The sequence below is a fragment of the Streptomyces sp. BRA346 genome, from assembly GCF_052851135.1.
Genome location: NZ_JAIWIH010000025.1, coordinates 151,460 through 176,004 on the forward strand (window position 1 = coordinate 151,460; position 24,545 = coordinate 176,004).

24 protein-coding genes are annotated in these 24,545 nt (G+C 74.1%); 15 read left to right on the forward strand and 9 right to left on the reverse strand.

Going from position 1 to position 24,545, the window contains the following annotated elements; genetic code table 11:
* Nucleotides 1-10 precede the first annotated feature (10 nt).
* Nucleotides 11-361, forward strand: a complete 351-nt coding sequence (locus LCH29_RS27855) for a rhodanese-like domain-containing protein (protein WP_446464449.1) — start codon at nt 11-13, stop codon at nt 359-361.
* A 2-nt stretch (nt 362-363) separates the two neighbouring features.
* Here LCH29_RS27855 and LCH29_RS27860 read toward each other — a convergent pair whose 3' ends face one another.
* The 6 genes from LCH29_RS27860 to paaA form a co-directional block, all read right to left on the reverse strand.
* Nucleotides 364-1,518, reverse strand: a complete 1,155-nt coding sequence (locus LCH29_RS27860) for an acyl-CoA dehydrogenase family protein (RefSeq protein ID WP_446464450.1) — start codon at nt 1,516-1,518, stop codon at nt 364-366.
* A 197-nt stretch (nt 1,519-1,715) separates the two neighbouring features.
* Nucleotides 1,716-2,825 carry a 2Fe-2S iron-sulfur cluster-binding protein gene (locus LCH29_RS27865; protein ID WP_446464451.1) on the reverse strand — a complete coding sequence of 370 codons (1,110 nt, stop codon included), beginning with the start codon at nt 2,823-2,825 and terminating at the stop codon, nt 1,716-1,718.
* Complete coding sequence (gene paaD, locus LCH29_RS27870) at nt 2,825-3,340, reverse strand: 1,2-phenylacetyl-CoA epoxidase subunit PaaD (RefSeq protein WP_446464452.1); 516 nt, start codon at nt 3,338-3,340, stop codon at nt 2,825-2,827. The genes LCH29_RS27865 and paaD overlap by 1 nt, the downstream gene beginning before the upstream one ends.
* The gene (gene paaC / locus LCH29_RS27875; protein ID WP_446464453.1) at nt 3,334-4,035 is read right to left on the reverse strand and encodes a 1,2-phenylacetyl-CoA epoxidase subunit PaaC; all 702 of its coding nucleotides are present in this window, start codon (nt 4,033-4,035) and stop codon (nt 3,334-3,336) included. The genes paaD and paaC overlap by 7 nt, the downstream gene beginning before the upstream one ends.
* Nucleotides 4,032-4,328, reverse strand: a complete 297-nt coding sequence (gene paaB, locus LCH29_RS27880; protein ID WP_123101151.1) for a 1,2-phenylacetyl-CoA epoxidase subunit PaaB — start codon at nt 4,326-4,328, stop codon at nt 4,032-4,034. The genes paaC and paaB overlap by 4 nt, the downstream gene beginning before the upstream one ends.
* A complete protein-coding gene (paaA, locus tag LCH29_RS27885; protein WP_446464454.1) occupies nt 4,325-5,281 on the reverse strand; it encodes a 1,2-phenylacetyl-CoA epoxidase subunit PaaA in 957 nt (318 codons plus the stop codon). Before paaA ends, paaB begins: the two co-directional genes overlap by 4 nt.
* A gap of 253 nt (nt 5,282-5,534) precedes the next feature.
* Here paaA and LCH29_RS27890 point away from each other — a divergent pair, with 253 nt between their 5' ends.
* On the forward strand, nt 5,535-6,224 hold the full coding sequence (locus LCH29_RS27890) for a DUF5819 family protein (protein ID WP_446464455.1): 690 nt from the start codon (nt 5,535-5,537) through the stop codon (nt 6,222-6,224).
* A gap of 44 nt (nt 6,225-6,268) precedes the next feature.
* Complete coding sequence (locus LCH29_RS27895) at nt 6,269-7,483, forward strand: HTTM domain-containing protein (RefSeq protein WP_446464540.1); 1,215 nt, start codon at nt 6,269-6,271, stop codon at nt 7,481-7,483.
* A gap of 64 nt (nt 7,484-7,547) precedes the next feature.
* On the opposite strand, the gene LCH29_RS27900 is transcribed toward LCH29_RS27895, so the two are convergent.
* Nucleotides 7,548-8,441, reverse strand: coding sequence for a sigma-70 family RNA polymerase sigma factor (locus tag LCH29_RS27900; RefSeq protein ID WP_446464456.1), 894 nt, complete (start codon nt 8,439-8,441; stop codon nt 7,548-7,550).
* A 159-nt stretch (nt 8,442-8,600) separates the two neighbouring features.
* Here LCH29_RS27900 and LCH29_RS27905 point away from each other — a divergent pair, with 159 nt between their 5' ends.
* Together LCH29_RS27905 and LCH29_RS27910 are read left to right on the forward strand one after the other, a co-directional pair.
* Entirely contained in the window at nt 8,601-9,788 is a 1,188-nt protein-coding gene (locus LCH29_RS27905; RefSeq protein ID WP_446464457.1) for an alkene reductase, read from the forward strand.
* Between the two features lie 84 nt (nt 9,789-9,872).
* Nucleotides 9,873-10,649 (forward strand): TrmH family RNA methyltransferase, encoded by a 777-nt coding sequence (locus LCH29_RS27910; RefSeq protein ID WP_446464458.1) that lies wholly within the window; start codon nt 9,873-9,875, stop codon nt 10,647-10,649.
* A 142-nt stretch (nt 10,650-10,791) separates the two neighbouring features.
* On the opposite strand, the gene paaN is transcribed toward LCH29_RS27910, so the two are convergent.
* The gene (gene paaN, locus LCH29_RS27915) at nt 10,792-12,513 is read right to left on the reverse strand and encodes a phenylacetic acid degradation protein PaaN (RefSeq protein ID WP_446464459.1); all 1,722 of its coding nucleotides are present in this window, start codon (nt 12,511-12,513) and stop codon (nt 10,792-10,794) included.
* Between the two features lie 134 nt (nt 12,514-12,647).
* On the opposite strand from paaN, the gene LCH29_RS27920 reads away from it, so the two are divergent.
* Nucleotides 12,648-14,189: a 3-hydroxyacyl-CoA dehydrogenase gene (locus LCH29_RS27920; protein ID WP_446464460.1), complete on the forward strand. Its 1,542-nt coding sequence runs from the start codon at nt 12,648-12,650 to the stop codon at nt 14,187-14,189.
* Nucleotides 14,190-14,191: 2 nt separating this feature from the next.
* Complete coding sequence (locus tag LCH29_RS27925; protein WP_446464461.1) at nt 14,192-14,788, forward strand: TetR/AcrR family transcriptional regulator; 597 nt, start codon at nt 14,192-14,194, stop codon at nt 14,786-14,788.
* 156 nt (nt 14,789-14,944) lie between these two features.
* Here LCH29_RS27925 and LCH29_RS27930 read toward each other — a convergent pair whose 3' ends face one another.
* Nucleotides 14,945-15,433 carry an Lrp/AsnC family transcriptional regulator gene (locus tag LCH29_RS27930; protein WP_123101168.1) on the reverse strand — a complete coding sequence of 163 codons (489 nt, stop codon included), beginning with the start codon at nt 15,431-15,433 and terminating at the stop codon, nt 14,945-14,947.
* A gap of 180 nt (nt 15,434-15,613) precedes the next feature.
* Here LCH29_RS27930 and pdhA point away from each other — a divergent pair, with 180 nt between their 5' ends.
* The 8 genes from pdhA to LCH29_RS27970 all read left to right on the forward strand — a co-directional run bounded on the left by pdhA (nt 15,614) and on the right by LCH29_RS27970 (nt 24,420).
* The gene (pdhA, locus tag LCH29_RS27935) at nt 15,614-16,741 is read left to right on the forward strand and encodes a pyruvate dehydrogenase (acetyl-transferring) E1 component subunit alpha (RefSeq protein ID WP_446464462.1); all 1,128 of its coding nucleotides are present in this window, start codon (nt 15,614-15,616) and stop codon (nt 16,739-16,741) included.
* Entirely contained in the window at nt 16,738-17,772 is a 1,035-nt protein-coding gene (locus tag LCH29_RS27940; RefSeq protein WP_446464463.1) for an alpha-ketoacid dehydrogenase subunit beta, read from the forward strand. Before pdhA ends, LCH29_RS27940 begins: the two co-directional genes overlap by 4 nt.
* A complete protein-coding gene (locus LCH29_RS27945; RefSeq protein ID WP_446464464.1) occupies nt 17,772-19,064 on the forward strand; it encodes a dihydrolipoamide acetyltransferase family protein in 1,293 nt (430 codons plus the stop codon). The genes LCH29_RS27940 and LCH29_RS27945 overlap by 1 nt, the downstream gene beginning before the upstream one ends.
* 32 nt (nt 19,065-19,096) lie before the next feature.
* Nucleotides 19,097-19,915, forward strand: a complete 819-nt coding sequence (locus tag LCH29_RS27950) for an NTP transferase domain-containing protein (RefSeq protein WP_446464465.1) — start codon at nt 19,097-19,099, stop codon at nt 19,913-19,915.
* A gap of 344 nt (nt 19,916-20,259) precedes the next feature.
* Nucleotides 20,260-21,783: a molybdopterin molybdotransferase MoeA gene (locus LCH29_RS27955; RefSeq protein WP_446464541.1), complete on the forward strand. Its 1,524-nt coding sequence runs from the start codon at nt 20,260-20,262 to the stop codon at nt 21,781-21,783.
* Entirely contained in the window at nt 21,780-22,838 is a 1,059-nt protein-coding gene (locus LCH29_RS27960; RefSeq protein ID WP_446464466.1) for a potassium channel family protein, read from the forward strand. Before LCH29_RS27955 ends, LCH29_RS27960 begins: the two co-directional genes overlap by 4 nt.
* A gap of 10 nt (nt 22,839-22,848) precedes the next feature.
* Nucleotides 22,849-23,826, forward strand: a complete 978-nt coding sequence (locus tag LCH29_RS27965) for an NAD(P)H-quinone oxidoreductase (protein WP_446464467.1) — start codon at nt 22,849-22,851, stop codon at nt 23,824-23,826.
* Between the two features lie 99 nt (nt 23,827-23,925).
* Nucleotides 23,926-24,420, forward strand: coding sequence for a hypothetical protein (locus LCH29_RS27970; RefSeq protein ID WP_446464468.1), 495 nt, complete (start codon nt 23,926-23,928; stop codon nt 24,418-24,420).
* The last annotated feature ends 125 nt before the right edge of the window (nt 24,421-24,545 follow it).

The window sequence follows — 24,545 nt, forward strand, 5'->3', positions numbered from 1 at the left end:
GGTGTGTGTGATGCATTTTGCCCAGCTTCCCCAGGTGGAGGCCGCGGCGGTCCCGGCCGATGGCTTTCTGCTGGACGTCCGGGAGGACGACGAGTGGGCGGCCGGGCACGTCGAGGGCGCCCTCCACATTCCGATGGGTCAGGTCGTCGCCCGGTTCGGTGAGCTGACCGAGTCGGTCGGCGAGGGGCACCGGGTGCATGTGATGTGCCGGGTCGGCGGGCGGTCCGCGCAGGTGACGCAGTATCTGGTCGCCCAGGGGCTGGACGCGGTGAACGTGGACGGCGGGATGCTCGCCTGGGAGGCCGCGGGCCGCCCGATGGTCGGCCGCGAGGGCACGGCCGACGGCGCCTTCGTCCTCTAGCCTCACGCGAGGGTGTGGGCGGCGAGGAGTTCGCCGAGTTCCTCCTCGTGGGCGGCGGCCGGGCCCAGGGACAGCTCCAGGTGCTTGGCCCAGGCGTGATAGCGGTGCAGCGGATAGTCGGTGACCGCGCCGAAGCCGCCGTGCAGATGCTGGGCGGTCTGGACGACCCGGCGTACGCCGTCGGCGGCCCACATCTTGGCGACCGCCACGTCCCCGGCGACCGGCAGCGCCCCGTTCGCCGTCGCCTCCGGGTCCTTCCCGTCCCGGGAGAGCCGCCAGGCGGCCTGCCAGAGCGTGGCTTCCATGGCCCGCAGATCGATGTACCGGTCGGCGGTCTGGACGGCGACGGCCTGGAACGTGGCGAGCGGATGGCCGAACTGCTCCCGCGTGGACGTGTACGAGCTGGTCAGGTCGAGCACCGCCGTGCCGACGCCCAGGGCCAGCGCACAGGTGCCGGTGGTGAGCAGCGCGCGCAGCCAGTCCCAGGCGCCGTCCGCGTCCAGCACCTCATGGGCGGCCGCCCGCACGCCGTCGAGGCGGACCTCGGCCAGCCGCTCGCCGCTGGTGGACACCTGCTCGTCCAGGCCGATGCCCGCCCGGTCGCGGGGGACCAGGGCGAGGAGCGCCGGGCCCGCGCCGGGGTGGGCCGGGATCAGCAGGTGATCGGCGTCGGCGGCCCAGGGGACGGCGGTCTGCACACCGTCCAGCACCCAGCCGCCGCCGTCCCGGCGGGCCTGGACGGCGAGTTCGGCCCGGCCGTGGCCGGTGCGTCCGGCGGTGGCCACGGTGAGCACGAGGTCGCCGCGGGCGGCCCGGGGCAGCACGGCCGCGCACAGCTCGGGCGCGCCGTACCGCTGCACGGCGAGGGCGGCCGCGGCGGTCTCCAGCAGGGGCACCCGGGCCAGTACTTTCGCGGACTCGCGCAGCACCAGGCACAGCGCGAGGGGGTCGAGCCCGGAGCCGCCGTGGCGCGGGTCGAGGGTCAGCCCGAGCAGATCGGCGTCGGCGAGTCTGCGCCACAGTGCCCGGTCGATGTCGTCGGCGACGGCGCCGGAGGTGAGGGCGGGGCTGGGCACGCCGTCCGGTGTGGTGGAGGAGAAGACGGCCTTCGCCGCCTCGACGGCCGCCTGTTGCTCCTCGGTGAAGGTGAAGTCCACTGTCCGTCCTCCCGCGCCGTCGAGCCTTGCCTGACGGCCCGTCAAGATAGAACAGGTTCTACAAGAAGGGAACGCCCCGAACGCCCCCGCCGCGCCACCCGGCCCCCGCCGCGCCACCCGGCCCCTGCCGCGCCACCCCGCCCGCGCCGCGCCACCCCGCCCGCGCCGCGCCACCTCGCCGGGGCGGACGGCGGGGATCAGCGGTCGAAGTCCAACTCCACCCGCTCGCCGACCGGATGGGACTGGCAGGACAGCACATAGCCCGCCTCCACCTCGTCCGGCTCCAGCGCGAAGTTCCGGTCCATCCGCACCTCCCCGGAGACCAGGAACGCCCGGCAGGTCCCGCACACCCCGCCCTTGCAGGCGTACGGCGCGTCGGCGCGATGGCGCAGCACGGTCTCCAGCAGCGGTTCCCCGTCCCGCACGGGCCAGCTGCCCGACCGGCCGTCCAGGGTCGCCGTCACCGTGCTGTGCGAGGGCGCGGCGGCCGGGCGGGGCGCGGGGGAGACGCCCTCGCCGGGCTCCGCCGCCACGTGGAAGATTTCCTGATGGACCCGGCCGCGGGGCACCCCGAGCCCGCGCAGCGCCCGCTCGGCGGCCCGCACCAGCCCGTACGGACCGCACAGGAACCAGCCGTCCACCGAGCGCACCGGCAGCAGCGAGGGCAGCAGCCCGGTCAGCCGCTCCTCGTCCAGCCGCCCGGACACCAGCCCGGTCTGCTGCTCCTCCCGGGAGAGCGCGCACACCAGCTGGAACCGGTCGGGCCAGTGGTCCTTGAGGTCGGCGATCTCCTCCAGGAACATCGTGGAGGCGGCGGTGCGGTCGCTGCGGATCAGACAGAACCGGGCCTCGGGCTGCCGCTCCAGCAGGGTGGCGGCGATGGACAGCACGGGTGTGATGCCGCTGCCGCCGACGACCGCGGCGAAGTGGCCGGGCCGGGGGTCGAGCACGAACCGGCCCGCCGGGGCCATCACCTCCACGACCTCCCCGACCGCCAGTTCCTTGAGGGCGTACGTGGAGAACGCGCCGCCCTCCACCAGCCGCACCCCGACCCGCAGCAGCTCGGGTCCCTCCGGGCCCGGGGCCGGGGTGCAGATCGAGTACGTACGCCGGATCTCCGCGCCGTCGGTGAACCGCCGCACCGCGATGTGCTGCCCGGGGGCGAAGCGGAACGTCTCGCGCAGCGCGGGCGGCACCCGGAGGGTGACGGCCACCGCGTCGTCGGCGAGCGGGTCGACGGCCGCCACCCGCAGCGGATGGAACGCGCCGTGGTGGGGCGCGGCGACGGGCACCGCTTCCGCGGCCATCACAACTCCTTGAAGTGGTCGAACGGTTCGCGGCAGGTCTCGCAGCGGCGCAGCGCCTTGCAGGCGGTGGAAGAGAAGCGGCTCAGCAGCGTGGTCTCGATCGAGCCGCAGCGCGGACAGCGCACCGTCAGCTCGACGGGGACCGGACCGCCCGCCGCGGCCCTCCGAGGCGCTGGCGGCGCTATGCCGGACTCCGCGAGCTTGCGGCGGCCCTCGGCGCTGATCGCGTCCGTCGTCCAGGGCGGCGCGAGCACGGTGCGGACCTCGACCTCGGCCATGCCCCGGTCGTGCAGCACCCGCTCGATGTCGGCGGCCATCGTCTCCACCGCGGGGCAGCCGGTGTAGGTGGGGGTCAGCTCGACCTCGACCCGGCCCGGTGCGAGGACCCGCAGCCCCCGCAGCACGCCCAGCTCGGCCAGGGACACCATCGGCAGCTCCGGGTCCGGCACGGATCCGGCCAGCCGCCGCAGCTCCTCTTCGAGCGCGGTGGGGGCGTGAGGCGCGGGCGTCACCATGCCGCCCCCGGGTGGCTGCGGTGCAGATGCTGCATCTGCGCGAGCATCGGGCCGAACGGCTCGGTGTGGATGCCCTGGCGCCCGGCCCCGGCCGCCCAGGCGCCGCGCCGCGGCCCCTCGGGCAGGCTCAGCGTGGCGCGGGTGAGGACGGCCGTGATGCGCTCCAGCCATGCGGCGCCCAGCGCGGACCACTCCACCTCGCACCCCTCGACCGGCTCGAACAGCTCGCCGGTGAACCGCCACAGCGCGTCCAGTCCGCGGCGCATCCGCTGGTGGCTCTCCTCCGTGCCGTCGCCGAGCCGCAGCGTCCATTGCTCGGCGTGGTCGCGGTGGTACGCGACCTCCTTGACCGCCTTGGCGGCCAGCGGTGCGAAGGGGCCGTCGCCGCGCGCCAGCTCCTCGTACAACAGCTCCTGGTAGGTGGAGAAGTAGAGCTGGCGGGCGATGGTGTGGGCGAAGTCCCCGTTGGGCTGCTCGACCAGCTGGACGTTGCGGAATGCCCGCTCATCGCGCAGGTACGCCAGCTCGTCCTCGTCGCCGACGAGGGAGAGCAGCACCCGGGCCTGGCCGAGCAGGTCGAGCGCGATATTGGCGAGCGCGACCTCCTCCTCCAGCACGGGGGCGTGGCCCGCCCACTCTCCCAGCCGGTGGGAGAGCACCAGCGCGTCGTCGCCCAGGGCGAGGGCCGCGGTCACAGGTGCCGCACCCCCTCCGGGATCTCGTAGAACGTGGGGTGCCGGTAGGGCTTGTCGGCGGCGGGCTCGAAGAACGGGTCCTTCTCGTCCGGCGAGGAGGCGGTGATCGAGGCGGAGGGCACCACCCAGATCGAGACGCCCTCCGAGCGGCGGGTGTACAGATCGCGCGCGTTCCGCAGGGCCATCTCCGCGTCCGGGGCGTGCAGGGAGCCCGCGTGGGTGTGCGCGAGGCCGCGCCTGCCGCGGACGAACACCTCCCACAGCGGCCATGCGCCGTTTCCGTCGCCGCTCATGCCCGTGCCTCCCCGTGCTTGGCCGCGTACGCCGCGGCCGCCTCGCGCACCCAGGCGCCTTCCTCATGGGCCCGGCGGCGCTGGGAGATCCGCTGGGCGTTGCACGGCCCGTTTCCCCGCAGCACCTCGCCGAACTCGTCCCAGTCGATCGGGCCGAAGTCGTGGTGTCCCCGCTCCTCGTTCCACCGCAGATCGGGGTCGGGGAGGGTCAGGCCGAGGGACGCGGCCTGGGGGACGCAGATGTCGACGAAGCGCTGGCGCAGCTCGTCGTTGGAGTGGCGCTTGATCTTCCAGGCCATCGACTGGGCGGAGTGCGCCGACGCGTCGTCGGGCGGGCCGAACATCATCAGTGACGGCCACCACCAGCGGTCCACCGCGTCCTGGGCCATGGCGTGCTGGGCCTCGGTGCCCCGGCTGAGGGCCAGCAGCAGCTCGTACCCCTGGCGCTGGTGGAAGGACTCCTCCTTGCAGATGCGGACCATCGCCCGGGCATACGGCCCGTAGGAGCAGCGGCACAGCGGGACCTGGTTGGTGATCGCCGCGCCGTCCACCAGCCAGCCGATGGCGCCCACGTCGGCCCAGGTCAGCGTCGGGTAGTTGAAGATCGACGAGTATTTCTGGCGGCCCGAGTGGAGCTTGTCGAGCAGCTCGTCCCGGCTGGTGCCCAGGGTTTCCGCCGCGCTGTACAGATACAGGCCGTGGCCCGCCTCGTCCTGGACCTTCGCCATCAGGATCGCCTTGCGCCGCAGCGAGGGGGCGCGGCTGATCCAGTTGGCCTCGGGCTGCATGCCGATGATCTCGGAGTGGGCGTGCTGGGCGATCTGCCGGACCAGGGAGGCCCGGTAGTCGTCGGGCATCCAGTCCCGCGGCTCGATGCGCTCGTCCGCGGCCAGGGCGGCGTCGAACACCGCCTCGTACGCCCCCGCCCCGGCATCCGCCGCCGTCGTCGTCATGCGAAGCCCCTTCGCCGTCCGTCCCCGCCATCCGTCCCGACGACCAGCCCGGCAACCAACCGACCGATCGTTCGGTTCAATGGTGTGCCGGAGGAACGTAGGGTGTCAAGCCTGTGGATAACGCTGAGGGTGCTGTGCCGGAGGGGCCGCATCGGTAGCGTGCGGGCGGAGAGGACGCCCACCGGGGGGCCGTGGGCGCGCAGCCGTCCGGGCCCGGGTGCGCAGACCTGGACCATCGGGAGTGGGGCGGGGCATGGCGGTTACGGATCCGGGTGAGCCGGGTGAGCCGGACGACGAGGCGGCGGAACGGCTCGCCGCGCTCTCCCTGCCGTCCCAGCTGATCGTCGCGGTGGCGGTCGCCGCCGTCGCGGTCGCCGCGGCCCTTCACCTGGGGATGGCGTTCCTGAGCGTCGCGCCGCCCAACACGATCAGCAAGCGGCACGGCGCGGCGATGGACGACTACACCTACCCCGAATTCGAGCGGAACTGGAAGCTCTTCGCGCCCAATCCCCTCCAGCAGGACATCGCCATCCAGGCCCGGGCCGAGATACGCACCCCCGAGGGCGGCCTCACGACCACCGACTGGACCAACCTCTCCGCCCAGGACGGCGCCGCCATCCACCACAACCCGCTGCCCAGCCACACCCAGCAGAACGAACTCCGCCGCGCCTGGGAGTTCTACCTCGGCTCGCACGACGCGCAGGAACGGCCGAACGGCACCCGCGGCAGCCTCTCCGAGCGGTACATACGCCGGATCGTCATGCTCCGCCTCGGCCCGGAGACGGACGGCGGCACGGTGCAGCGCGTCCAGGTGCGGTCCGCGACCACGCAGCTCGCCGCGCCGCCGTGGAGCGACGAGAAGACCGACACCAGGACGTTCTACCGGACCCTGCCCTGGTGGACGGCGACCGCGGCCGACCTTCCCGAGGGGGCTCGCCGGTGACGCTATCCGCTGTCCAGACCGCCCTGGTGCGGGTCCAGGCCGCCATGGCGCGCGGCCACGCCCGCGTCACCGGATCCGCGCTCGGTCCCTACCAGACGGCCGTGGTGCGCATCGGCTTCTCCTTCACCTGGCTGCTCTTCCTGCTCCGCGAATGGCCCCACCGCCGGGAGCTGTACGGCCCCGACGGTCCCTGGAGCTGGGACATGGCCCGTCAGCTGATCGACGGCAACCGGGCCTTCACCACGCTCATGTGGTCCGACAGCGGCCTGTGGTTCGAGACCGTCTACGCCCTCGCCCTCGTCTCGGCCCTGCTGCTGCTGCTCGGCTGGCGCACCCGCACCATGTCCGTGCTGTTCATGCTCGGCGTGCTGTCGCTCCAGAACCGCTCCATCTTCCTCGGCGACGGCGGCGACAACCTCATCCACCTGATGTCGCTCTACCTGGTGCTCACCCGGTGCGGCCAGGTCTGGTCGCTCGACGCCCGCCGCGGCGCCCGCCGCCCGGACGGGCAGGAACCGCCGCGCGATACGACCGGAATCGTGCTGTGGACCGTCCTGGGGCTCGCCCTGGCCTGGGTCCAGCTGTTCACCGACGCCGGGCTGTCCCCGATCGCCGACGGCCCGCTCCCCGGGTTGGGCTGGGCCACGGTCCTGTGGGGGCTGTGGCTGGTCCAGGGCGGCTGGTGGCTCGCGCGCCGTTACGCACCGGGGGAGCCGCGCACCGTCCTGGACATGCTCGCCAACCTCGCGCACAACGGCGCCCTCGTGGTGATCATGGGCGAGGTGTGCCTGCTCTACGCCTCCGCCGGCTGGTACAAGGTCCAGGGATCGCGCTGGCAGGACGGCACCGCCCTCTACTACCCGCTGCACCTGGACTACTTCTCGCCCTGGCCGTCCCTGGCCGACGCGCTCGCGAGCAGCGGCACCCTGGTGATGCTGCTGACCTACGGCACGGTCATCGTCCAGGTCGCCTTCCCGTTCACCCTGCTGAACCGCCGGGCCAAGAACGCCATGCTGGTGCTGCTGATGCTGGAGCACATCGGCATCGCCGTCGCGCTCGGCCTGCCCTTCTTCTCGCTGGCCGCCATCGCCGCGGACGCGGTCTTCCTGCCGACCGCCTTCCTGCTCTGGACCGGCCGGAAGGCGACCCGGGCCCGCGACCGGCTGGCCGCGCGCGCCGTCCGCCTGCCACGGCAGCGGGCGGGAGAGCACGACGAGCAGCCGGACGACGAGAAGCCCGCCCCCACGCTCACCGGCTGAACGCCCCCGGCCCGCGCCCGGTGCGTCAGCCGTCTGCGTCAGCCGTCTGCGTCAGCCGTCTGCGTCAGCTGTCGAGGACGGCCAGCTCCAGCCCGCGGAGCCGGGCCGGGTCGGCGATCACCTCGTACGCCGCGATCCGCCCGTCCTCGACCGTGAAGGTGAGGGCGAGCAGCAGCCGCCCGCGCGGCGCCACGACCACGCCCACCGAACCGTTCACCAGCGCCGGTGCGGCGAACCGCGCCCGGCGCCCGAGCACGGTGGTCTCCTCGGCGACCGCGCGCGCACCACGGGACGTCGTCGGGACGCCCGGCGGGAGGGCCGCCCGGTCGGCGCGGCGTACGACGTCCGGGGCGAGCACCGCCAGCAGCGCCTCCAGGTCGCCGTCGCGCGCGGCGGCGAGGAAGGCGTCCACGACCCGGCGCTGGGCGGCCAGCCCGTCGGCGGAAACCGCGGGCGAGCCGCGCACCTTGTGCCGTGCGCGGCTGGCGAGCTTCTTCGCCGTCGCCGGGGAGCGCTCCACGACGGGGGCGATCTGGTCGAACGGCACGGCGAAGGCGTCGTGCAGGACGAAGGCGATCCGCTCGGCGGGGGCGAGCGTGTCCAGCACCACGAGCAGCGCGCGGCCGACCGAGTCGATCAGCACCGCCTCACCCTCGGGGTCGCTCCCGCCGCCCGCACCGCCGTCGTCCCGGACCCGGTGGGCGGGCTGCCGCTCGATCGGCTCCTCGCGGCGGGCGGAGCGCGAGCGGAGCATGTCCAGGCACAGCCGGGAGACGACCGTGTACAGCCAGGCGGGCAGGTTCTCGATCCGGTCGGCGTCGCTGCGGCTGAGCCGTAGCCACGTCTCCTGGACGGCGTCGTCCGCCTCGCTGAGCGAGCCGAGCAGCCGGTAGGCGACCGCCCGCAGATGGCTGCGATGGGCCTCGAACCGTTCCGCCAGCCGGTCCTGCTCGTCCATGGGTCACCTTTCGCCTCCGTGCACCGTCACCGGGATGACGCGCGAAACGGGCCTGACGTGACCGTAAGCCGCCGACCGTCCGCCCCGTGCCCGCGCCGCACGGCAGGAAGCCAGGAAGCCCAGGAAAGCCAAGGAAAGCCAAGGAAGAGGAGACAGGCCATGTACACCGCCGAGACCACCGACACTGCCCACGCCGCCGACACCGCTGTCGCGACAGCCCTGGGACAGCCGCTGCTGAGCCCGGCGGACCTCGGCGCGTTCCGGCTGCCCAACCGGGTGGTGATGGCGCCGGTCACCCGTGCCCGCGCCGCCGGTGACGGGCTGGTGCCGACCGCGATGCACGCCGCGTACTACGGCCAGCGGGCCAGCGCCGGGCTGATCATCGCCGAGGGGACCTGGGTCGGTGAGCAGGCGATCGGCTTCGTCAATGTGCCCGGCATCTACACCGAGGAGCAGGTGGACGCCTGGCGGAGGGTCACCGGCGTCGTGCACGCGCTGGGCGGCCGCATCGTACTCCAGCTGTGGCACACCGGTGCCGCCTCGCACCCCGACCACCTGGGCGGACGACGGCCCGCGGGGCCCTCGGCGATCAATCCCCGGATGCGGTCCTTCACCTCCGGCGGATTCAAGGAGACCGTCACGCCCCGGGCCATGACCCCGGCCGATATCGCCGCCGCGGTCGCCGACTTCGGCGCCGCCTCGGAGAATGCCCGGCGGGCCGGGTTCGACGGGGTCGAGATCGGGGCCCTCGGCTCGTTCCTGATCGCGCAGTTCCTCAATCCGCGGCTGAACCACCGCACGGATGCCTACGGCGGCGACCGCGCGGCCCGGAGGCGGCTGCTGCTGGAGATCGTCGACGCGGCCGCCGTGCCCTGGGGAGGGCGGGGCGTCGGGGTCCGGCTCGGGCCGTACTGGACGGACGGAGAGCTGTTCCGGGCGGACGAGGAGACACTCGCCGACTACGACGCGCTGGTGTCGGCGCTGAACGACCACCCCGTGGCCTATCTGCATCTGCGCGGACGGGACCTCGCCGCACCGGACGAGGCTCCGGACGCCGGGGAGATCGCCCGGTACCGGCGGCGGTTCGACGGCCCGTTGATCGCCAACAACGGCTACGACCGCGCCTCGGCGAATGCCCTCATCGCCTCGGGGAAGGCCGACGCCGTCTCCTTCGCCACCCACTTCATCGCCAATCCGGATCTGGTCACCCGGTTCGCCCTGGGCCGCGAACTGGCGGCCGGTGACCGCGCCACGTACTACACCGGCGGGGCCGACGGCTACCTCGACTACCCCGTCAGCGACTGGCGGGACGGCCCCGGGCAGTGGCCCTGCCAACGGCCCGGATGACGACCCCGGACGACGGCCCGGGCCCGGGTCCGGACCGCCGGTGGACCCGCCTGGTCACGGCCCCGGCCCCCGTACGCTGAGGGGATGACTGAGGACCAGGCCGCGCTCGCCGAGCGGCAGTGGCGCGAGACGGCGCCCGAGACCGTGCTGCTCGACGGCTTCCATGCGCTGAAGCACGCGCTCCGCTTCGGTGCCGAGGTGCGGGTCGCGGTCACCAGCGACAAGGCTGCCGCGGTGGAGCTGGCGGCGGGGCTGGCCGGTGATCTCACCGAGGTGATCACGGATCTCCTGGTGGAGGTGCCGGACCGGACCCTGCGCGCTCTCGTCCCCCGGGTGCACCCCACCCGCGTCGCCGCGCTGGCGGTCAGGCGCGGGCGGCAGGGGAATCTGGACGCCCTGGCGCGGCAGCCGAGGCCCGCACCGGTCGTCGTCCTGGACAACCCCCGCAACCTCGGGAACGTCGGCGCCGTGGTACGCCTCGCCGCCGGGTTCGGTGCCGCGGGGGTGGTCACCACCGGGAACATCGACCCCTGGCACCCGAACGCCGTGCGCTCGGGTGCGGGCCTCCACTTCGCCACCGCGGTCGAACGGCTGCCGTCCGACGCCCTTCCACCGGGGCCGCTGTACGCCCTGGACGCGGAGGGGGAGGACATCCGGTCCCTGGCCATTCCCGATGACGCCCTTCTGGCGTTCGGCTCCGAGCGGCACGGGCTCTCGCCGGAGCTGCGCAAGCGGGCGACCCGGCTGGTGGCCCTCCCCATGCGGCCCCAGGTGTCCAGCTACAACCTGGCCACCAGCGTGGCCATGGCCCTGTTCCACTGGGGAGGACCTCCCGCGCACCCGCAGGACGGCAAGGGCTAGCTAGTGCCGCGTCAGCCAAGGTTCACCCCGCTCGCCGCCCTGGCACGGCCATCTGCGGCGTTGCCGAATCGACCGAGTAGGCCCACTACGCGGCCACCAGGACGCCTCGCTACCGGGCAAACCTTGACTGACGCGGCACTAGCTAGGCCGGGCGCCGCACCTCCACCACGCGGAAGCGGCTCGCCACGAACGCCCCGTCGCACAGCGCGGCGTTGGCCGACGGGTTGCCGCCCGTGCCGTGGAAGTCGGAGAAGGCCGCGGTCTGGTTCACATACACCCCGCTGGTCAGGTTCAGCGACAGCTGGGCGCACTCCTCCAGGCACGCCTCCTCGATCAGCCGCTCCACCTCGGGCGACGTGGTGTACGCACCGACCGTCATCGCGCCCTTGTCCCGGGTGGTGCGACGGAGCAGGGCGACCGCGTCCGCCGCCGAGTCGACGGCGACGGCGAAGGACACCGGGCCGAAGCATTCGGAGAGATAGGGCGCGTCCCCGTCCGCCCCCTCCCAGAACTTCCGCGCCCCGTCGGCCTTCACGACCAGCGGCGTACGCACCGTGGCGTCGGGGAAGTCGGGGTGGGTCACCGCACGGGAGGCGAGCGCGACGCCGCCGAGCCCGGGCGCGGCCTCCAGCCGCTCCCGCACCCGCGGGCCCACGATCGCGCCGAGCAGCGCGCTCGCCCGCGCGTCGTCGCCCAGCAGCCCGTCGACCGCCGCCGCCAGGTCGGCCACCACCTCGTCGTACGACTTGGGACCGGCGTCGGTGGTGATGCCCTCGCGGGGGATCAGCAGGTTCTGCGGGGTGGTGCACATCTGGCCGCTGTAGAGGGACAGGGAGAACGCCAGATTGGCGAGCATGCCCTTGTAGTCGTCGGTGGAGTCGACGACGACCGTGTTGACCCCGGCCTTCTCGGTGAAGACCTGGGCCTGGCGGGCGTGGGTCTCCAGCCAGTCACCGAAGGCGGTCGAGCCCGTGTAGTCGATGATGCGGATCTCGGGGCGCACGGCGAGGACCTTGGCGATGCCCTCGTCGGGCCGCTCGGCCGCCAGCGCCACGAGATTGGGGTCGAAGCCCGCCTCCCGCAGCACCTCGCGCGCCGTCTGCACGGTCAGCGCGAGCGGCAGCACCGCCTGTGGATGCGGCTTGACCAGCACCGGGTTGCCGGTGGCGAGCGAGGCGAACAGGCCCGGGTAGCCGTTCCACGTGGGGAAGGTGTTGCAGCCGATCAGCAGCGCGATGCCCCGCGGGACGGCGGTGAAGGTCTTGCGCAGCTCCAGCGGGTCGCGCTTGCCCTGCGGCTTGGACCAGTCGGCGGCTCCCGGCGTGCGCGTCTGCTCCGCGAACGCGTACGCCACGGCCTCCAGACCGCGGTCCTGGGCGTGCGGGCCGCCCGCCTGGAACGCCATCATGTACGCCTGTCCGCTGGTGTGCATCACCGCCTGCGCGAACTCGTGCGAGCGGGCGCTGATCCGGGCCAGGATCTCCAGGCAGACCACGGCCCGCGCCTCGGGCCCGGCATCCCGCCAGGCGGGCATCCCCGCCCGCATCGCGGGCAGCAGCACGTCGATATCCGGGTGCGGATACTCCATGCCCATCTCGGCCCCGTACGGCGAGACCTCGGAGCCCGTCCAGCCGTCGGTGCCCGGCTGGTCCAGCTCCAGGCGCGTGCCGCGCAGCGCCTCGAAGGCGGCCTGGCCCTCGGCGACGCTCAGGCTGGGCCGCCCGCCCTGGCCCTCCCCGCCGTACGCCTTCGGATGCTCGGGGTGCGGGGACCAATAGGCGCGGGTACGGATCGCCTCCAGGGCCTGGTCGAGGGTGGGACGGTGCGTCTTCGTCAACTGGTCTGTGGTGAGTCCGGCGGTCACGGCTGACCAACTCCTCGTCGAGCTGGGATTGAGCTGGGCTGGAAGTGGCGACAGAGTTAGATTAACCGAACGATCGGTCGGGACAAGAGGGCCCGGCGGACCTGTGGATAACTTCGTCGAAAAGGACCAGCGGCATGACTGCGAGCGGCACGAGCGACCGTGGGATCCCGCGCACCGGCACCGTAGCCGTCGTCGGCACCGGCACCATGGGCCAGGGAATCGCCCAGGTGGCGCTGGTCGCCGGGCATCCGGTGCGGCTCTATGACGCCGCGTCCGGCCGCGCCGCCCAGGCCGCGGACGCCATCGCGGCCCGCCTCGACCGGCTGGTCGCCAAGGGCTCCCTCGCCGCCGCCGACCGCGACGCCGCCCTCGGCAGGCTCGCCGCCGTCGACCGCCTCGCGGACCTGGCCGACACCGAGCTGGCCATCGAGGCCATCCTGGAGGAGCTGGGCGCCAAGCAGCAGCTGTTCACCGCCCTCGAAACCGTCGTCTCGGACCGCTGTCTGCTCGCCACCAACACCTCCTCCCTCTCCGTCACGGCCGTCGCGGGCGCCCTGCGCCGTCCCGGCCGCCTCGTCGGCCTCCACTTCTTCAACCCGGCCCCGGTACTGCCGCTGGTCGAGGTCGTCCGCGGCTTCGCCACCGACCGGGTCGCCGCCGACCGCGCGTACGAGACCGTCGCCGCATGGGGCAAGACCCCGGTGTGCTGCGCCGACACCCCCGGGTTCATCGTCAACCGGATCGCCCGTCCCTTCTACGCGGAGGCGTTCCGGGTGTACGAGGAGGGCGGCGCGGACCCGGCCACGATCGACGCCGTGCTGCGCGAGTCCGGCGGGTTCCGGATGGGCCCCTTCGAGCTGACCGACCTCATCGGCCAGGACGTGAACGAGGCCGTCACCCGATCCGTCTGGGAATCGCTGTTCCACGATCCGAAATTCACCCCCTCCCTCGCTCAGCGCCGCCTGGTCGACGCCGGACTGCACGGGCGCAAGACGGGCCGCGGCTGGTACGACCACGCCGACGGCGCACCGCGCCCCCGCCCGCACAGCGCCGACCCCTGCGACGCCCCCGCGAAGATCGCCCTCCATGGGGATCTGGGGCCCGCCGCCGGGCTCGTCCCCCTCATCGAGGAGGCGGGCATCACGCTGGTGCGCGAGCCCGTGGCGGAGGCCGGGCACGGCGGCTTCCTCGCCCTGCCCGACGGCACCCGGCTGTCCCTGACCGACGGCTCCGCCGCCACCACGGACCCCTTCGCCCCCGGCATCCGGTTCGACCTGGCGCTGGACTACCGCACCGCCACCCGCATCGCCCTCGCCCCCTCCGCGACCGCAGACCCCTCGGCCACGGCCGCCGCGACCGGCCTCTTCCAGGCGCTCGGAAAGCAGGTGAGCGTGGTGGGAGACCTTCCCGGCATGATCGTGGCCCGCACCGTCGCGATGCTCGTGGACTTCGCCGCGGACGCCGTCGCCCGCGGGGTGGCGAGCGCCGGGGACATCGACACCGCCATGCGCGCCGGCGTCAACTATCCGCGCGGCCCGCTGCACTGGGGGGACCAGCTCGGCGCGGGCTGGGTGCGCGATGTCCTGAAGAACCTCCACGACGCCTGCCCCACCGGCCGCTACGCCCCCTCCCAGGCCCTGATCCGGCGTGCCGCCACCGAGGGAAAGCTGCTCTAATCATGACCATGGTCAAGCGCGACACCTATACGCCCGAATCGCTGCTCGCGGTCGCCGTGGAGGTGTTCAACGAGCGCGGATACGACGGCACCTCCATGGAGCACCTCTCCCGTGCCGCGGGGATCTCCAAGTCGTCGATCTACCACCACGTCAAGGGCAAGGAAGAGCTGCTCCGGCGGGCCATAAGCCGTGCGCTGGACGGGCTGTTCGGCATCCTCCAGGAGCCGGGCGCGCGCGAGGGCCGGGCGATCGAGCGGCTGGAGCACGTGACCCGGCGCACCGCCGAGGTGCTGATGGAGGAGCTGCCCTACGTCACGCTGCTCCTGCGGGTCCGCGGCAACACGGACACCGAGCGATGGGCCATGGAGCGCCGGCGGGAGTTCGACCACCAGGTCGCCGATCTGCTCAAGCGGGCGGCCGCCGACGGCGACCTGCGCGCCGACGTGGACGCGCGGCTGGCGACCCGGCTGCTCTTCGGCATGATCAACTCCATCGTGGAGTGGTACCGGCCCGGCCGGGGCGGGGCCGCGGGAGCCGACGAGGTGGCCGAGGCCGTGGTCCGCACCGCCTTCGCGGGACTGCGCGTCCCGGACAGCTAGACAGCCCTAGGGGGTGTCTCGCCGATCATGCCGGGCTCCCGACGCCTGGCACGGCACCTCGCGGCCCCGCGCTCGTCGCACGCAGCGCCGCTGCGCTCTCCTCACGCGGGTTGCGATGTACCGCTCGCTGATCCGGCCTGATCGACAAGACACCCCCTAGACCTCCGGGTCCAGGTCCGTTTCCTCGAAGACCAGCAGGGTGCGGGTGCTCAGCACCTCGGGGATGGCCTGGATCCGAGTGAGGACCAGTTCGCGCAGCGAGCGGTTGTCCTCGGTGTGCACCAGCAGCAGCACATCGAAATCCCCGCTGACCAGGGCGATATGGGCGGCTCCCGGCAGCATCCCGAGCTGTTCGCGCACGGTGCGCCAGGAGTTCTGGACGATCTTCAGCGTGATGTACGCGGACGCCCCCTGCCCGGCCCGCTCCTGGTCCACCCGGGCGCTGAAGCCCCGGATCACCCCGTCGTCCAGGAGCCGGTTGATCCGGGCGTAGGCGTTGGCGCGCGAGACGTGGACCTGCTCGGCCACGGACCGTATGGAGGCCCGGCCGTCCGTCCGGAGCAGTCGCAGGATGTCACGGTCGATGGGGTCCAGGGGACGCGCGGGATGTTTGCCGCCCGGATTGGCCATCTGTTCGTCCTGCATACCGCCCCGCCTCCCCTTCATGGACGTCCTGTCTTCATCACAGGCTGTGCAGAACCGTTTGTCCACAGGCTCGGGTCGCCTGTAGCCAAAATGCGTCAACGACCGAACAATCGGTAGGTGAGGGCGCTGCCGCACGGCACGCCCGCCCTCCAGCAGTCTGCCCGCCCAGGAGGTCGTGTCATGACGGTCCTAGAGCAGCCCGGCGCCTACCACCCCACTCCCCCGCCCGCATGGCGGCCCCGCACCGACGCCGCACCGCTGCTGCCCGACCCCGAGCCGTACCGCCTGCTGGGCACCTCCGCCGCCGCCGATCTCGCCCCCGACCTGCTGACCAGGCTCCACCGGGAGCTGGTGCACGGCCGCCGCTACAACGTGCAGGCCACCGCCCTCACCCGGCAGGGCAGGCTGGCCGTCTACCCCTCCTCGACCGGGCAGGAGGCCTGCCAGGTGGCCGCCGGTCTGGTGCTGGAGGAGCGCGACTGGCTCTTCCCCAGCTACCGCGACACCCTGGCCGCCGTCGTCCGCGGGCTCGACCCCGTCCAGGCCCTCACCCTGCTGCGCGGCGACTGGCACTCGGGCTACGACCCCCGGGAGCACCGGGTCGCCCCGCTGAGCACCCCGCTGGCCACCCAGTTGCCGCACGCGGTCGGCCTGGCCCACGCCGCGCACCTCAAGGGCGACGACGTCGTGGCGCTCGCCCTGGTCGGCGACGGCGGCACCAGCGAGGGCGACTTCCATGAGGCGCTCAACTTCGCGGCCGTCTGGCAGGCCCCGGTCGTGTTCCTGGTCCAGAACAACGGCTTCGCGATCTCCGTTCCGCTCGCCAAGCAAACGGCCGCCCCCTCCCTGGCCCACAAGGCGGTCGGCTACGGGATGCCCGGGCGGCTCGTGGACGGCAATGACGCGGCCGCCGTCCACCAGGTCCTCGGCGAGGCCGTCCGCCGGGCCCGCGGCGGGGGCGGCCCCACCCTGGTCGAGGCCGTCACCTACCGGATCGACGCCCACACCAACGCCGACGACGCCACCCGCTACCGTTCCGACGCCGAGGTCGAGGCATGGCGCGAACACGACCCGGTCGCGCTCCTGGAGGCCGCCATGCGGGACCGCGGGCTGCTCGACGACGACGGCGCCCGGGCCGTGCGCGAATCCGCCGAGCGGCTGGCCGCCGATCTGCGGACCGGCATGCACCAGGACCCGGTCCTCGACCCGCTGGAGCTGTTCGAGCACGTCTACGCCGAGAAGACCAGCCAGCTGCGGGAGCAGGCGGCGCAGCTGCGGGCCGAGCTCGACGCCGAGGGGGAGCGATGACCACCGCCACCGAGCGCAAGCCCGCCACCATGGCCCAGGCCCTCGGCCGGGCGCTGCGCGACGCCATGGCCGCCGACCCGGCCGTCCATGTCCTCGGCGAGGACGTCGGCACCCTGGGCGGCGTCTTCCGGATCACCAGCGGGCTCGCCGAGGAGTTCGGCGACGACCGCTGTACGGACACCCCGCTGGCGGAGGCGGGGATCCTGGGCACGGCCGTCGGCATGGCCATGTACGGGCTGCGGCCCGTTGTGGAGATGCAGTTCGACGCCTTCGCCTACCCCTCCTTCGAGCAGCTCGTCAGCCATGTCTCCCGCATGCGCAACCGCACCCGGGGTGCGGTGCCGCTGCCGCTGACCGTGCGCGTGCCGTACGGGGGCGGCATCGGCGGCGTCGAGCACCACAGCGACTCCTCCGAGGCGTACTACATGGCCACCCCCGGCCTCCATGTCGTCGCCCCGGCGACCGTCGCCGACGCCTACGGGCTGCTGCGGGCCGCCATCGCCTCCGACGATCCGGTCGTCTTCCTCGAACCGAAGCGGCTGTACTGGTCCAAGGCCGACTGGGACGCCGACCACCCGGCCGAGGTCCCGCCGATCGGGCGGGCGGTGGTCCACGCCGGGACCGGCGGGGGCCGCAGCGCCACGCTGATCTCGTACGGGCCCTCCGTCCCGGTGTGCCTCGAAGCCGCCGAGGCGGCGCGGGCCGAGGGCTGGCGCCTGGAGGTCGTGGACCTGCGCTCGCTCGTGCCTTTCGACGACGAGACCGTGTGCGCCTCCGTGCGCCGGACCGGGCGCGCGGTCGTCGTCCACGAGGCCGCCGGTTTCGGCGGTCCCGGCGGCGAGATCGCCGCCCGTGTCACCGAGCGGTGCTTCCACCATCTGGAGGCGCCGGTGCTGCGGGTCGCCGGATTCGACATCCCGTATCCGCCGCCGATGCTGGAGCGGCACCATCTGCCCGGCGTGGACCGGGTGCTGGACGCCGTCGCCCGACTCCAGTGGGAGTCGGAGTGGACCGAGGGGAGCGCGGTCTGATGGCTGTCGTGCGGGAGTTCACGCTGCCCGACCTGGGGGAGGGGCTCACCGGGGCGGAGATCGTGCGCTGGCTGGTCGAGGTCGGCGACGTCGTGGCGGTCGACCAGCCGGTCGTGGAGGTCGAGACCGCGAAGGCCATGGTGGATGTGCCGTGCCCGTATGCCGGGGTGGTGACCGCGCGCTTCGGGGAGGAGGGCACGGAGCTGCCGGTGGGTGCGCCGCTGCTGACCGTGGCGGATTCCGGTGTGTCCGGTGAACCGGGTGCGGGGGGTGCTTCCGCCGAGGAACGCGGCACGGAAGCCGCCGTGTCGTCCGGCGGACCGGGCGCGGGGGGCGGTTCCGGCAATGTGCTCGTCGGCTACGGCACGTCCGCCCCCGCCGAGCGGCGCCGCCGGGTGCGTCCTGCCAACGGGGAGGCGGCGGCGCCGACCGCGGAGGGTCCCGTTCCGGTGATCTCTCCCCTGGTCCGGCGGCTTGCCCGGCAGCATGGCATCGACCTGCGGCAGCTGGTGGGCTCCGGGCCCGAGGGCCTGATCCTGCGCGCCGACGTCGAGCGGGCCATCCCCGGCACCGCGGAGCCGGTGAGCGAGGAGCGAGAGGAACGCGGGGAGCGCATCCCGCTGCGCGGGGTGCGGGGCGCCGTGGCCGACAAGCTCGCGCGCAGCCGCCGCGAGATCCCCGACGCCACGTGCTGGGTGGACGCCGACGCGACCGAGCTGCTCGCCGCCCGTACGGCCATGAACGCCGCGGGCGGCCCCAAGATCTCCGTGCTCGCCCTGCTGGCCCGCATCTGCACCGCCGCCCTCGCGCGCTTCCCCGACCTGAACGCCACGGTGGACAGGGAGCGCCGCGAGGTCGTCCGGCTCAGCGAGGTGCACCTGGGGTTCGCGGCGCAGACGGACCGCGGTCTCGTCGTCCCCGTCGTCCGGGACGCCCACAAGCGCAGCGTCGAGGGGCTGGCCGCCGAGATAGCGCGGCTGACCGAGGCCGCGCGAGCGGGCGCGCTGTCCCCCTCCGACCTCACGGGCGGCACGTTCACGCTGAACAACTACGGCGTGTTCGGGGTCGACGGCTCCACGCCGATCATCAACCACCCCGAGGCCGCCATGCTCGGCGTCGGACGGATCGCCCCCAAGCCGTGGGTGCACCACGGCGAACTGGCGGTCCGCCACGTCGTGCAGCTGTCGTTCACATTCGACCACCGGGTGTGCGACGGCGGGACGGCGGGCGGGTTCCTGCGCTATGTGGCCGATCGCGTCGAGCAGCCCTCGGTGCTGTTGCGGGGGCTGTAGGGCGGGCCCGGCGCAGCGGCCATACTCGGAGGGTGACGTATGACGCGGTGATCCTGGCCGGGGGTGCCGCCCGGCGGCTCGGTGGCGTGGACAAGCCCGCGCTCCGCGTGGGTGGACGCGCCCTCCTGGACCGGGTGCTGGGGGCCTGCCGGGGCGCCGGGCAGACGGTGGTCGTCGGCCCGCGCCGACCCACCGTGCGGCCCGTCCGCTGGGCGCGGGAGGAGCCGCCCGGCGGCGGTCCGGTCGCGGCCGTCGACGCGGGCGTCCGGGGGACCACCGCCCCCGTCGTCCTCCTGCTCTCCGCCGACCTGCCGTTCCTCACCGGGGAGACCGTGCAGGCCCTGCTCGCCGGGCTCGGGCAGGCCGACGGCGCCGTGCTCACCGACCGGGACGGGCGCGAGCAGCCCCTCGTCGCCGCCTACCGCGCCGAACCGCTGCGGCGTGAGATCGCCCTGCTCGCCACCGAGCACGGCGGCCTCGGCGGGCTGCCGCTCCGGCTGCTCACCGGCGAGCTGAACCTCCACCACATCCCGCATGCCACCGCCTCCTTCGACTGCGACACCTGGGAGGACATCACGACAGCCCGTGCGCGCATCAGGGAGCATGGACGCGTGCTGGAAGAATGGATCGCCGCAGTCAAAGCGGAACTCGGGATCGACCTCGATGTCGACACCGCCGCCCTCCTCGACCTCGCCCGGGACGCCGCGCACGGCGTCGCCCGGCCCGCCGCCCCGCTGACCACGTTCCTCGTCGGCTATGCCGCCGCGCAGCAGGGCGGCGGTCCCGAGGCCCTGGCCGACGCCAGCCGCAAGGCGGCTGCCCTGGCGGCGCGTTGGGCTGACGAGGAATGACGCGGCGGGACCCCCGCTCCGGGGATGCCGACAGGCTCGATCGCCAGGTCGACGAGGCCCTGGCCCTGGCCAACGAGAAGGCCACCACCCAACGGGCCTCGCCGCCCCCGGACGTGCCCGACCCCGAGCTGGGCTGGCCCCCGCCGAGCGTGGCGCGCACCCTCCGCCACGGCGACCCCGAGCCCGGGCCCAAGGTGTCCGGGGAGGCGCCCCGGGCGGCGCCCGGGGACGAGCCCGACGAGGCGCTGGGCTGGCCGCCGCCGAGTATCAGGCCATCGGGCGGGGAGCCGCCGCGTCCGGGAGGGGGCGGCGGGGGCGCGGGAGCGGGGTTCCTGGACACTGACGTGCATGGGAGGGGCCGCAAAGCTCCGGACGACGTCGCGCCTCCGGGCTCCCGGCGCCGTACCCAAGCGGTCCGTACCCAAGCGGTCCGGGACCAAGCGGTCCGGGACCACGCGGTCCGGGACCACGCGGTCCGGAACGATGCCGTCCAGGACCCTCGTCCCGGAGGCCCCGTACCCGCACCCGACAACCCACCCGACAACGCACCCGACGCGCACCCACCCGAGGCTCCCCTGACTGCCTGGCCAGACGCCCGCCGTATCGCCGCCCGAGCCGCTCCCGCCAGGGCCGCCGCGGCGCCCGTCCTGCGGGCGCTGGACGACGCGCTCGGGCACGTCCTCGCCGAACCCCTCACCGCGCTGACCGACCTGCCGCCGTTCGACACGTCCGCCATGGACGGCTGGGCCCTCGCGGGCCCGGGCCCGTGGCGGCTCACGGCGGGCCGGACGGGGCGCGGGATCCTGGCGGGCACCGGCGCGGTCGAGCCGCTGTCCGACGGGCACGCCGTGCAGATCGCCACCGGGGCCCGGATCCCGCCCGGCGCCACCGCCGTGCTGCGCACGGAGTACGGCGCGGACACCGGCGACGGCTGGCTGTACGCGGCGAAGGCTCCGCAGCCGGTCGGCTTCGGGCAGGACATCCGCCCCCGCGGCCAGGAGTGCCGCAGCGGCGATCAGCTGCTGCCCGCGGGCACACGGGTCACGCCCGCCGTGCTGGGGCTCGCGGCCGCCGCCGGGTACGACGAGCTGGCGACCGTGCGCAGGCCGCGGGTGGAGGTGCTGGTCCTCGGGGACGAGCTGCTGCACCGGGGGCTGCCCCGCGAGGGCGGCATCCGGGACGCGCTGGGGCCCATGCTGGGGCCGTGGCTGCTGGCGCTGGGCGCGGAGGTGTCGGCCACCCGCCGGATCGCCGACGAGGCGGACGCGCTGTACGCGGCGATCGACGGCTCGTCGGCCGACCTCGTCGTGACGACGGGCGGCACCGCGGCGGGCCCCGTGGACCATGTGCACCCCACGCTGCACCGGCTGGGGGCCGAGCTGCTGGTGGACGGGGTGGAAGTGCGGCCGGGCCATCCGATGCTGCTGGCCCGCCTCGCGCCCGAACGGCATCTGGTCGGCCTGCCGGGCAATCCGCTGGCCGCCGTATCGGGGCTGCTGACGCTCGCGGAGCCGCTGCTGCGGACGCTGACGGGCCGCCCCGCGCCCGAGCGCCGCCCGGCCCCGCTCGCCGAGGCGGTGAGCGGGCATCCGCACAACACCCGGCTGGTGCCGGTGGCGTTCCGGTACGACGAGGCGCGGCCGCTGCGCTTCAGCGGTCCGGCGATGCTGCGCGGCATCGCGGTCGCGGACGCGCTCGCGGTGATCCCGCCGGGCGGGGCCGGGCGCGGCACGGAGGTCGAGGTGCTGGAACTCCCCTGGTCGAACGGGACCGGCGGCACCGGCCGGATCGGCGCCACCGGCGGCCCCGGCGGCAGCGGCCAGGATGACGACGACGATGGCATAGCCACCCAGGAGGGCCCCGCGTGAAGCTGCCCAGTCATGACGCGGCGGCCCGTACGCCACCGGAGGACACCAGTCACCGTGTCCACCTGCCGCGCTACCCGGACGGCCCGCTGCGCCAGGTGAGTCGCCGGCTGCTGCTGGCGCTGCTCGTCCTGGTGCTGACGGTCCTGATCGTCTACCTGGACCGGAGCGGCTACCACGACAACGCCGACGACGACGTCGACTTCCTCGACTCCGTCTACTACTCCACCGTGACGCTGTCCACGACCGGCTACGGCGACATCGTCCCGCACAGCGACAGCGCCCGGCTCACCAACATCCTGCTGGTCACGCCGCTGCGCGTGCTGTTCCTGATCATCCTGGTCGGCACCACGCTCGAAGTCCTCGCCGAGCGCACCCGCGAGCAATACCGCCTGAACCGCTGGAGGTCCGCCTTGCGCGATCACACCGTCGTCGTCGGCTTCGGCACCAAGGGCCGGTCCGCCGTCCAGACGCTCTGCGCGGGCGGGCTGCCCAAGGGCCGGGTGGTGGTGGTCGATCCGAACCACAAGGTGATCGAGTCCGCGACCTCCGAGGGGTTCGCGGGCGTGGTGGGGGACGCGACCCGCAGCGATGTGCTGCTGCGGGCGGAGGCGCAGCGGGCCCGCCAGTTCGTGATCGCGACCCAGCGGGACGATACGGCGGTGCTGGTCACGCTGACCGCGCGGCAGCTCAACAAGGGTGCGAACATCGTGGCGGCGGTGCGCGAGGAGGAGAACGCGCCGCTGCTGCGCCAGTCGGGCGCGGACGCGGTGATCACGAGCGCGAGCGCGGCGGGGCGGCTGCTGGGGCTGAGCGTGCAGTCGCCGACCGCGGGTGCGGTGATCGAGGACCTGATCCAGCAGGGCAGCGGTCTGGACCTGGTGGAGCGCACGGTGGTGAAGGCCGAGGTGGGCAGGTCGGTGCGGGACACGGACGACCTCGTGGTGTCCGTACGGCGCGGGCATCGCCTGCTCGCGTACGACGACCCCGACGCGAGCCCGTTGCAGGCCGCCGACCGGCTGATCACCATCGTTCGCGCGCCGACGCCCCAGGAGTAGCCTCGCGGCCATGTATGCGATCACCATTCCTGAACCCGGCGGCCCCGACGCGCTCCAGTGGACGGAGGTGCCCGACCCCGCGCCCGGCGAGGGGGAGGTCCTGGTCGAGGTCGTGGCCGGCGGCGTCAACCGCGCCGATCTGATGCAGCGGCAGGGCCACTATCCGCCGCCGCCCGGCGCCCCCGCATACCCCGGCCTGGAGTGCTCGGGCCGGATCGTGGAACTGGGCCCCGGCGTCAGCGGCTGGACGGTGGGCGACGAGGTGTGCGCGCTGCTGGCGGGCGGCGGGTACGCCGGGAAGGTGGCGGTCCCGGCGGGCCAGCTGCTGCCGGTGCCCGACGGCGTCGACCTGGTCACCGCCGCCGGGCTGCCCGAAGTGACGGCGACCGTCTGGTCGAACGTCTTCATGATCTCCCACCTCCGGCCGGGCGAGACGCTGTTGGTGCATGGCGGGGCGAGCGGCATCGGCACCATGGCCATCCAGCTCGCGAAGGCGGCCGGGGCACGGGTGGCGGTCACGGCCGGGTCGGCGGAGAAGCTGGCGGCCTGCCGGGAGCTGGGGGCCGACGTACTGATCAATTACCGCGAGCAGGACTTCGTCGAGGAGGTCCGCGGGGCCACCGAGGGCGCCGGGGCGGACGTCGTCCTGGACATCGTCGGGGCGAAGTACCTGGCCCGGAACGTGGACGCGCTGGCCGTCAACGGACGGCTCGCGATCATCGGTCTCCAGGGCGGCGCGAAGGCCGAGCTGAACCTGGTCAAGCTGCTGGGCAAGAACGGGGCGGTGACGGCCGCCGGGCTGCGGGGCCGTCCGCTCGGCGAGAAGGCGGCGATCGTCGCGGCGGTACGGGAGCACGTCTGGCCGCTGATCGGCAGCGGCCGGGTCCGCGCGATCGTGGACCGTACGCTCCCTATGCGGGAGGCCGCGGAGGCGCACCGGCTGCTGGAGTCCAGCGGGCACGTGGGCAAGGTGCTGCTGACGGTCTGAGCGCGGCCCGGGGCCGGGCGGGGCCCGGGGCGGGCCTGCCCTGGCCTGATCGGCCGCGCCCGGAATGCCCGGCTCACCCCGTCGTGTGACGCTCGTCCCGTGAGGCACCTGAGGCACCTGAGACGTCTGAGGCTGCCCGCGGCGTCCCTGCTGGCGGGCGCCGCCCTGCTCGCCGCCCCGCAAGCCGCGGCGCGCGCCGACGACGGCGATCTGGCGGGTACCCGGGCCGGGGAGGGCCGGGCCCACCCCGGCCGGACCGCGGCGCCCACCCCCTCGCCGGACCCCTCGGCCGACCCCGCGCGGCCTTCGCACACCCCGCCCGACCCGGGCGGTCGGCCGAGCGGGCGGGACCAGGCCGACCCGCGCCCGTCGCTGGTTCCGGACTGGACGCCGTCGTCGCTTCGGCTCCCGCATGAGCAGGAGCGGCGAGGGGCGGGGAAGCTGCCCCAGGATGATCGTCCGTACGCCACCGAGCGGACCGCCGCGTCGCCCGGGGACCGGGCGACGCGGGTGCTGCCGCTGGGCACGGGGCTGGCGCTGAGCGGGCTGGGGCTCGGGCTGGCCTTCCTCGGCCTGCGGCTACGGCGCCGCTGAGGGCGCGGCGGGGCGCGGAGCGGGCGCGGCGGGGCTACGGCCGGGGCGCGGGCGGACGGGGAGCGGAGGCGGACGTTCCGGGGCTCTCCGGGGCCCCGGAACGACCCACGGCCTCTCCCGGAGGT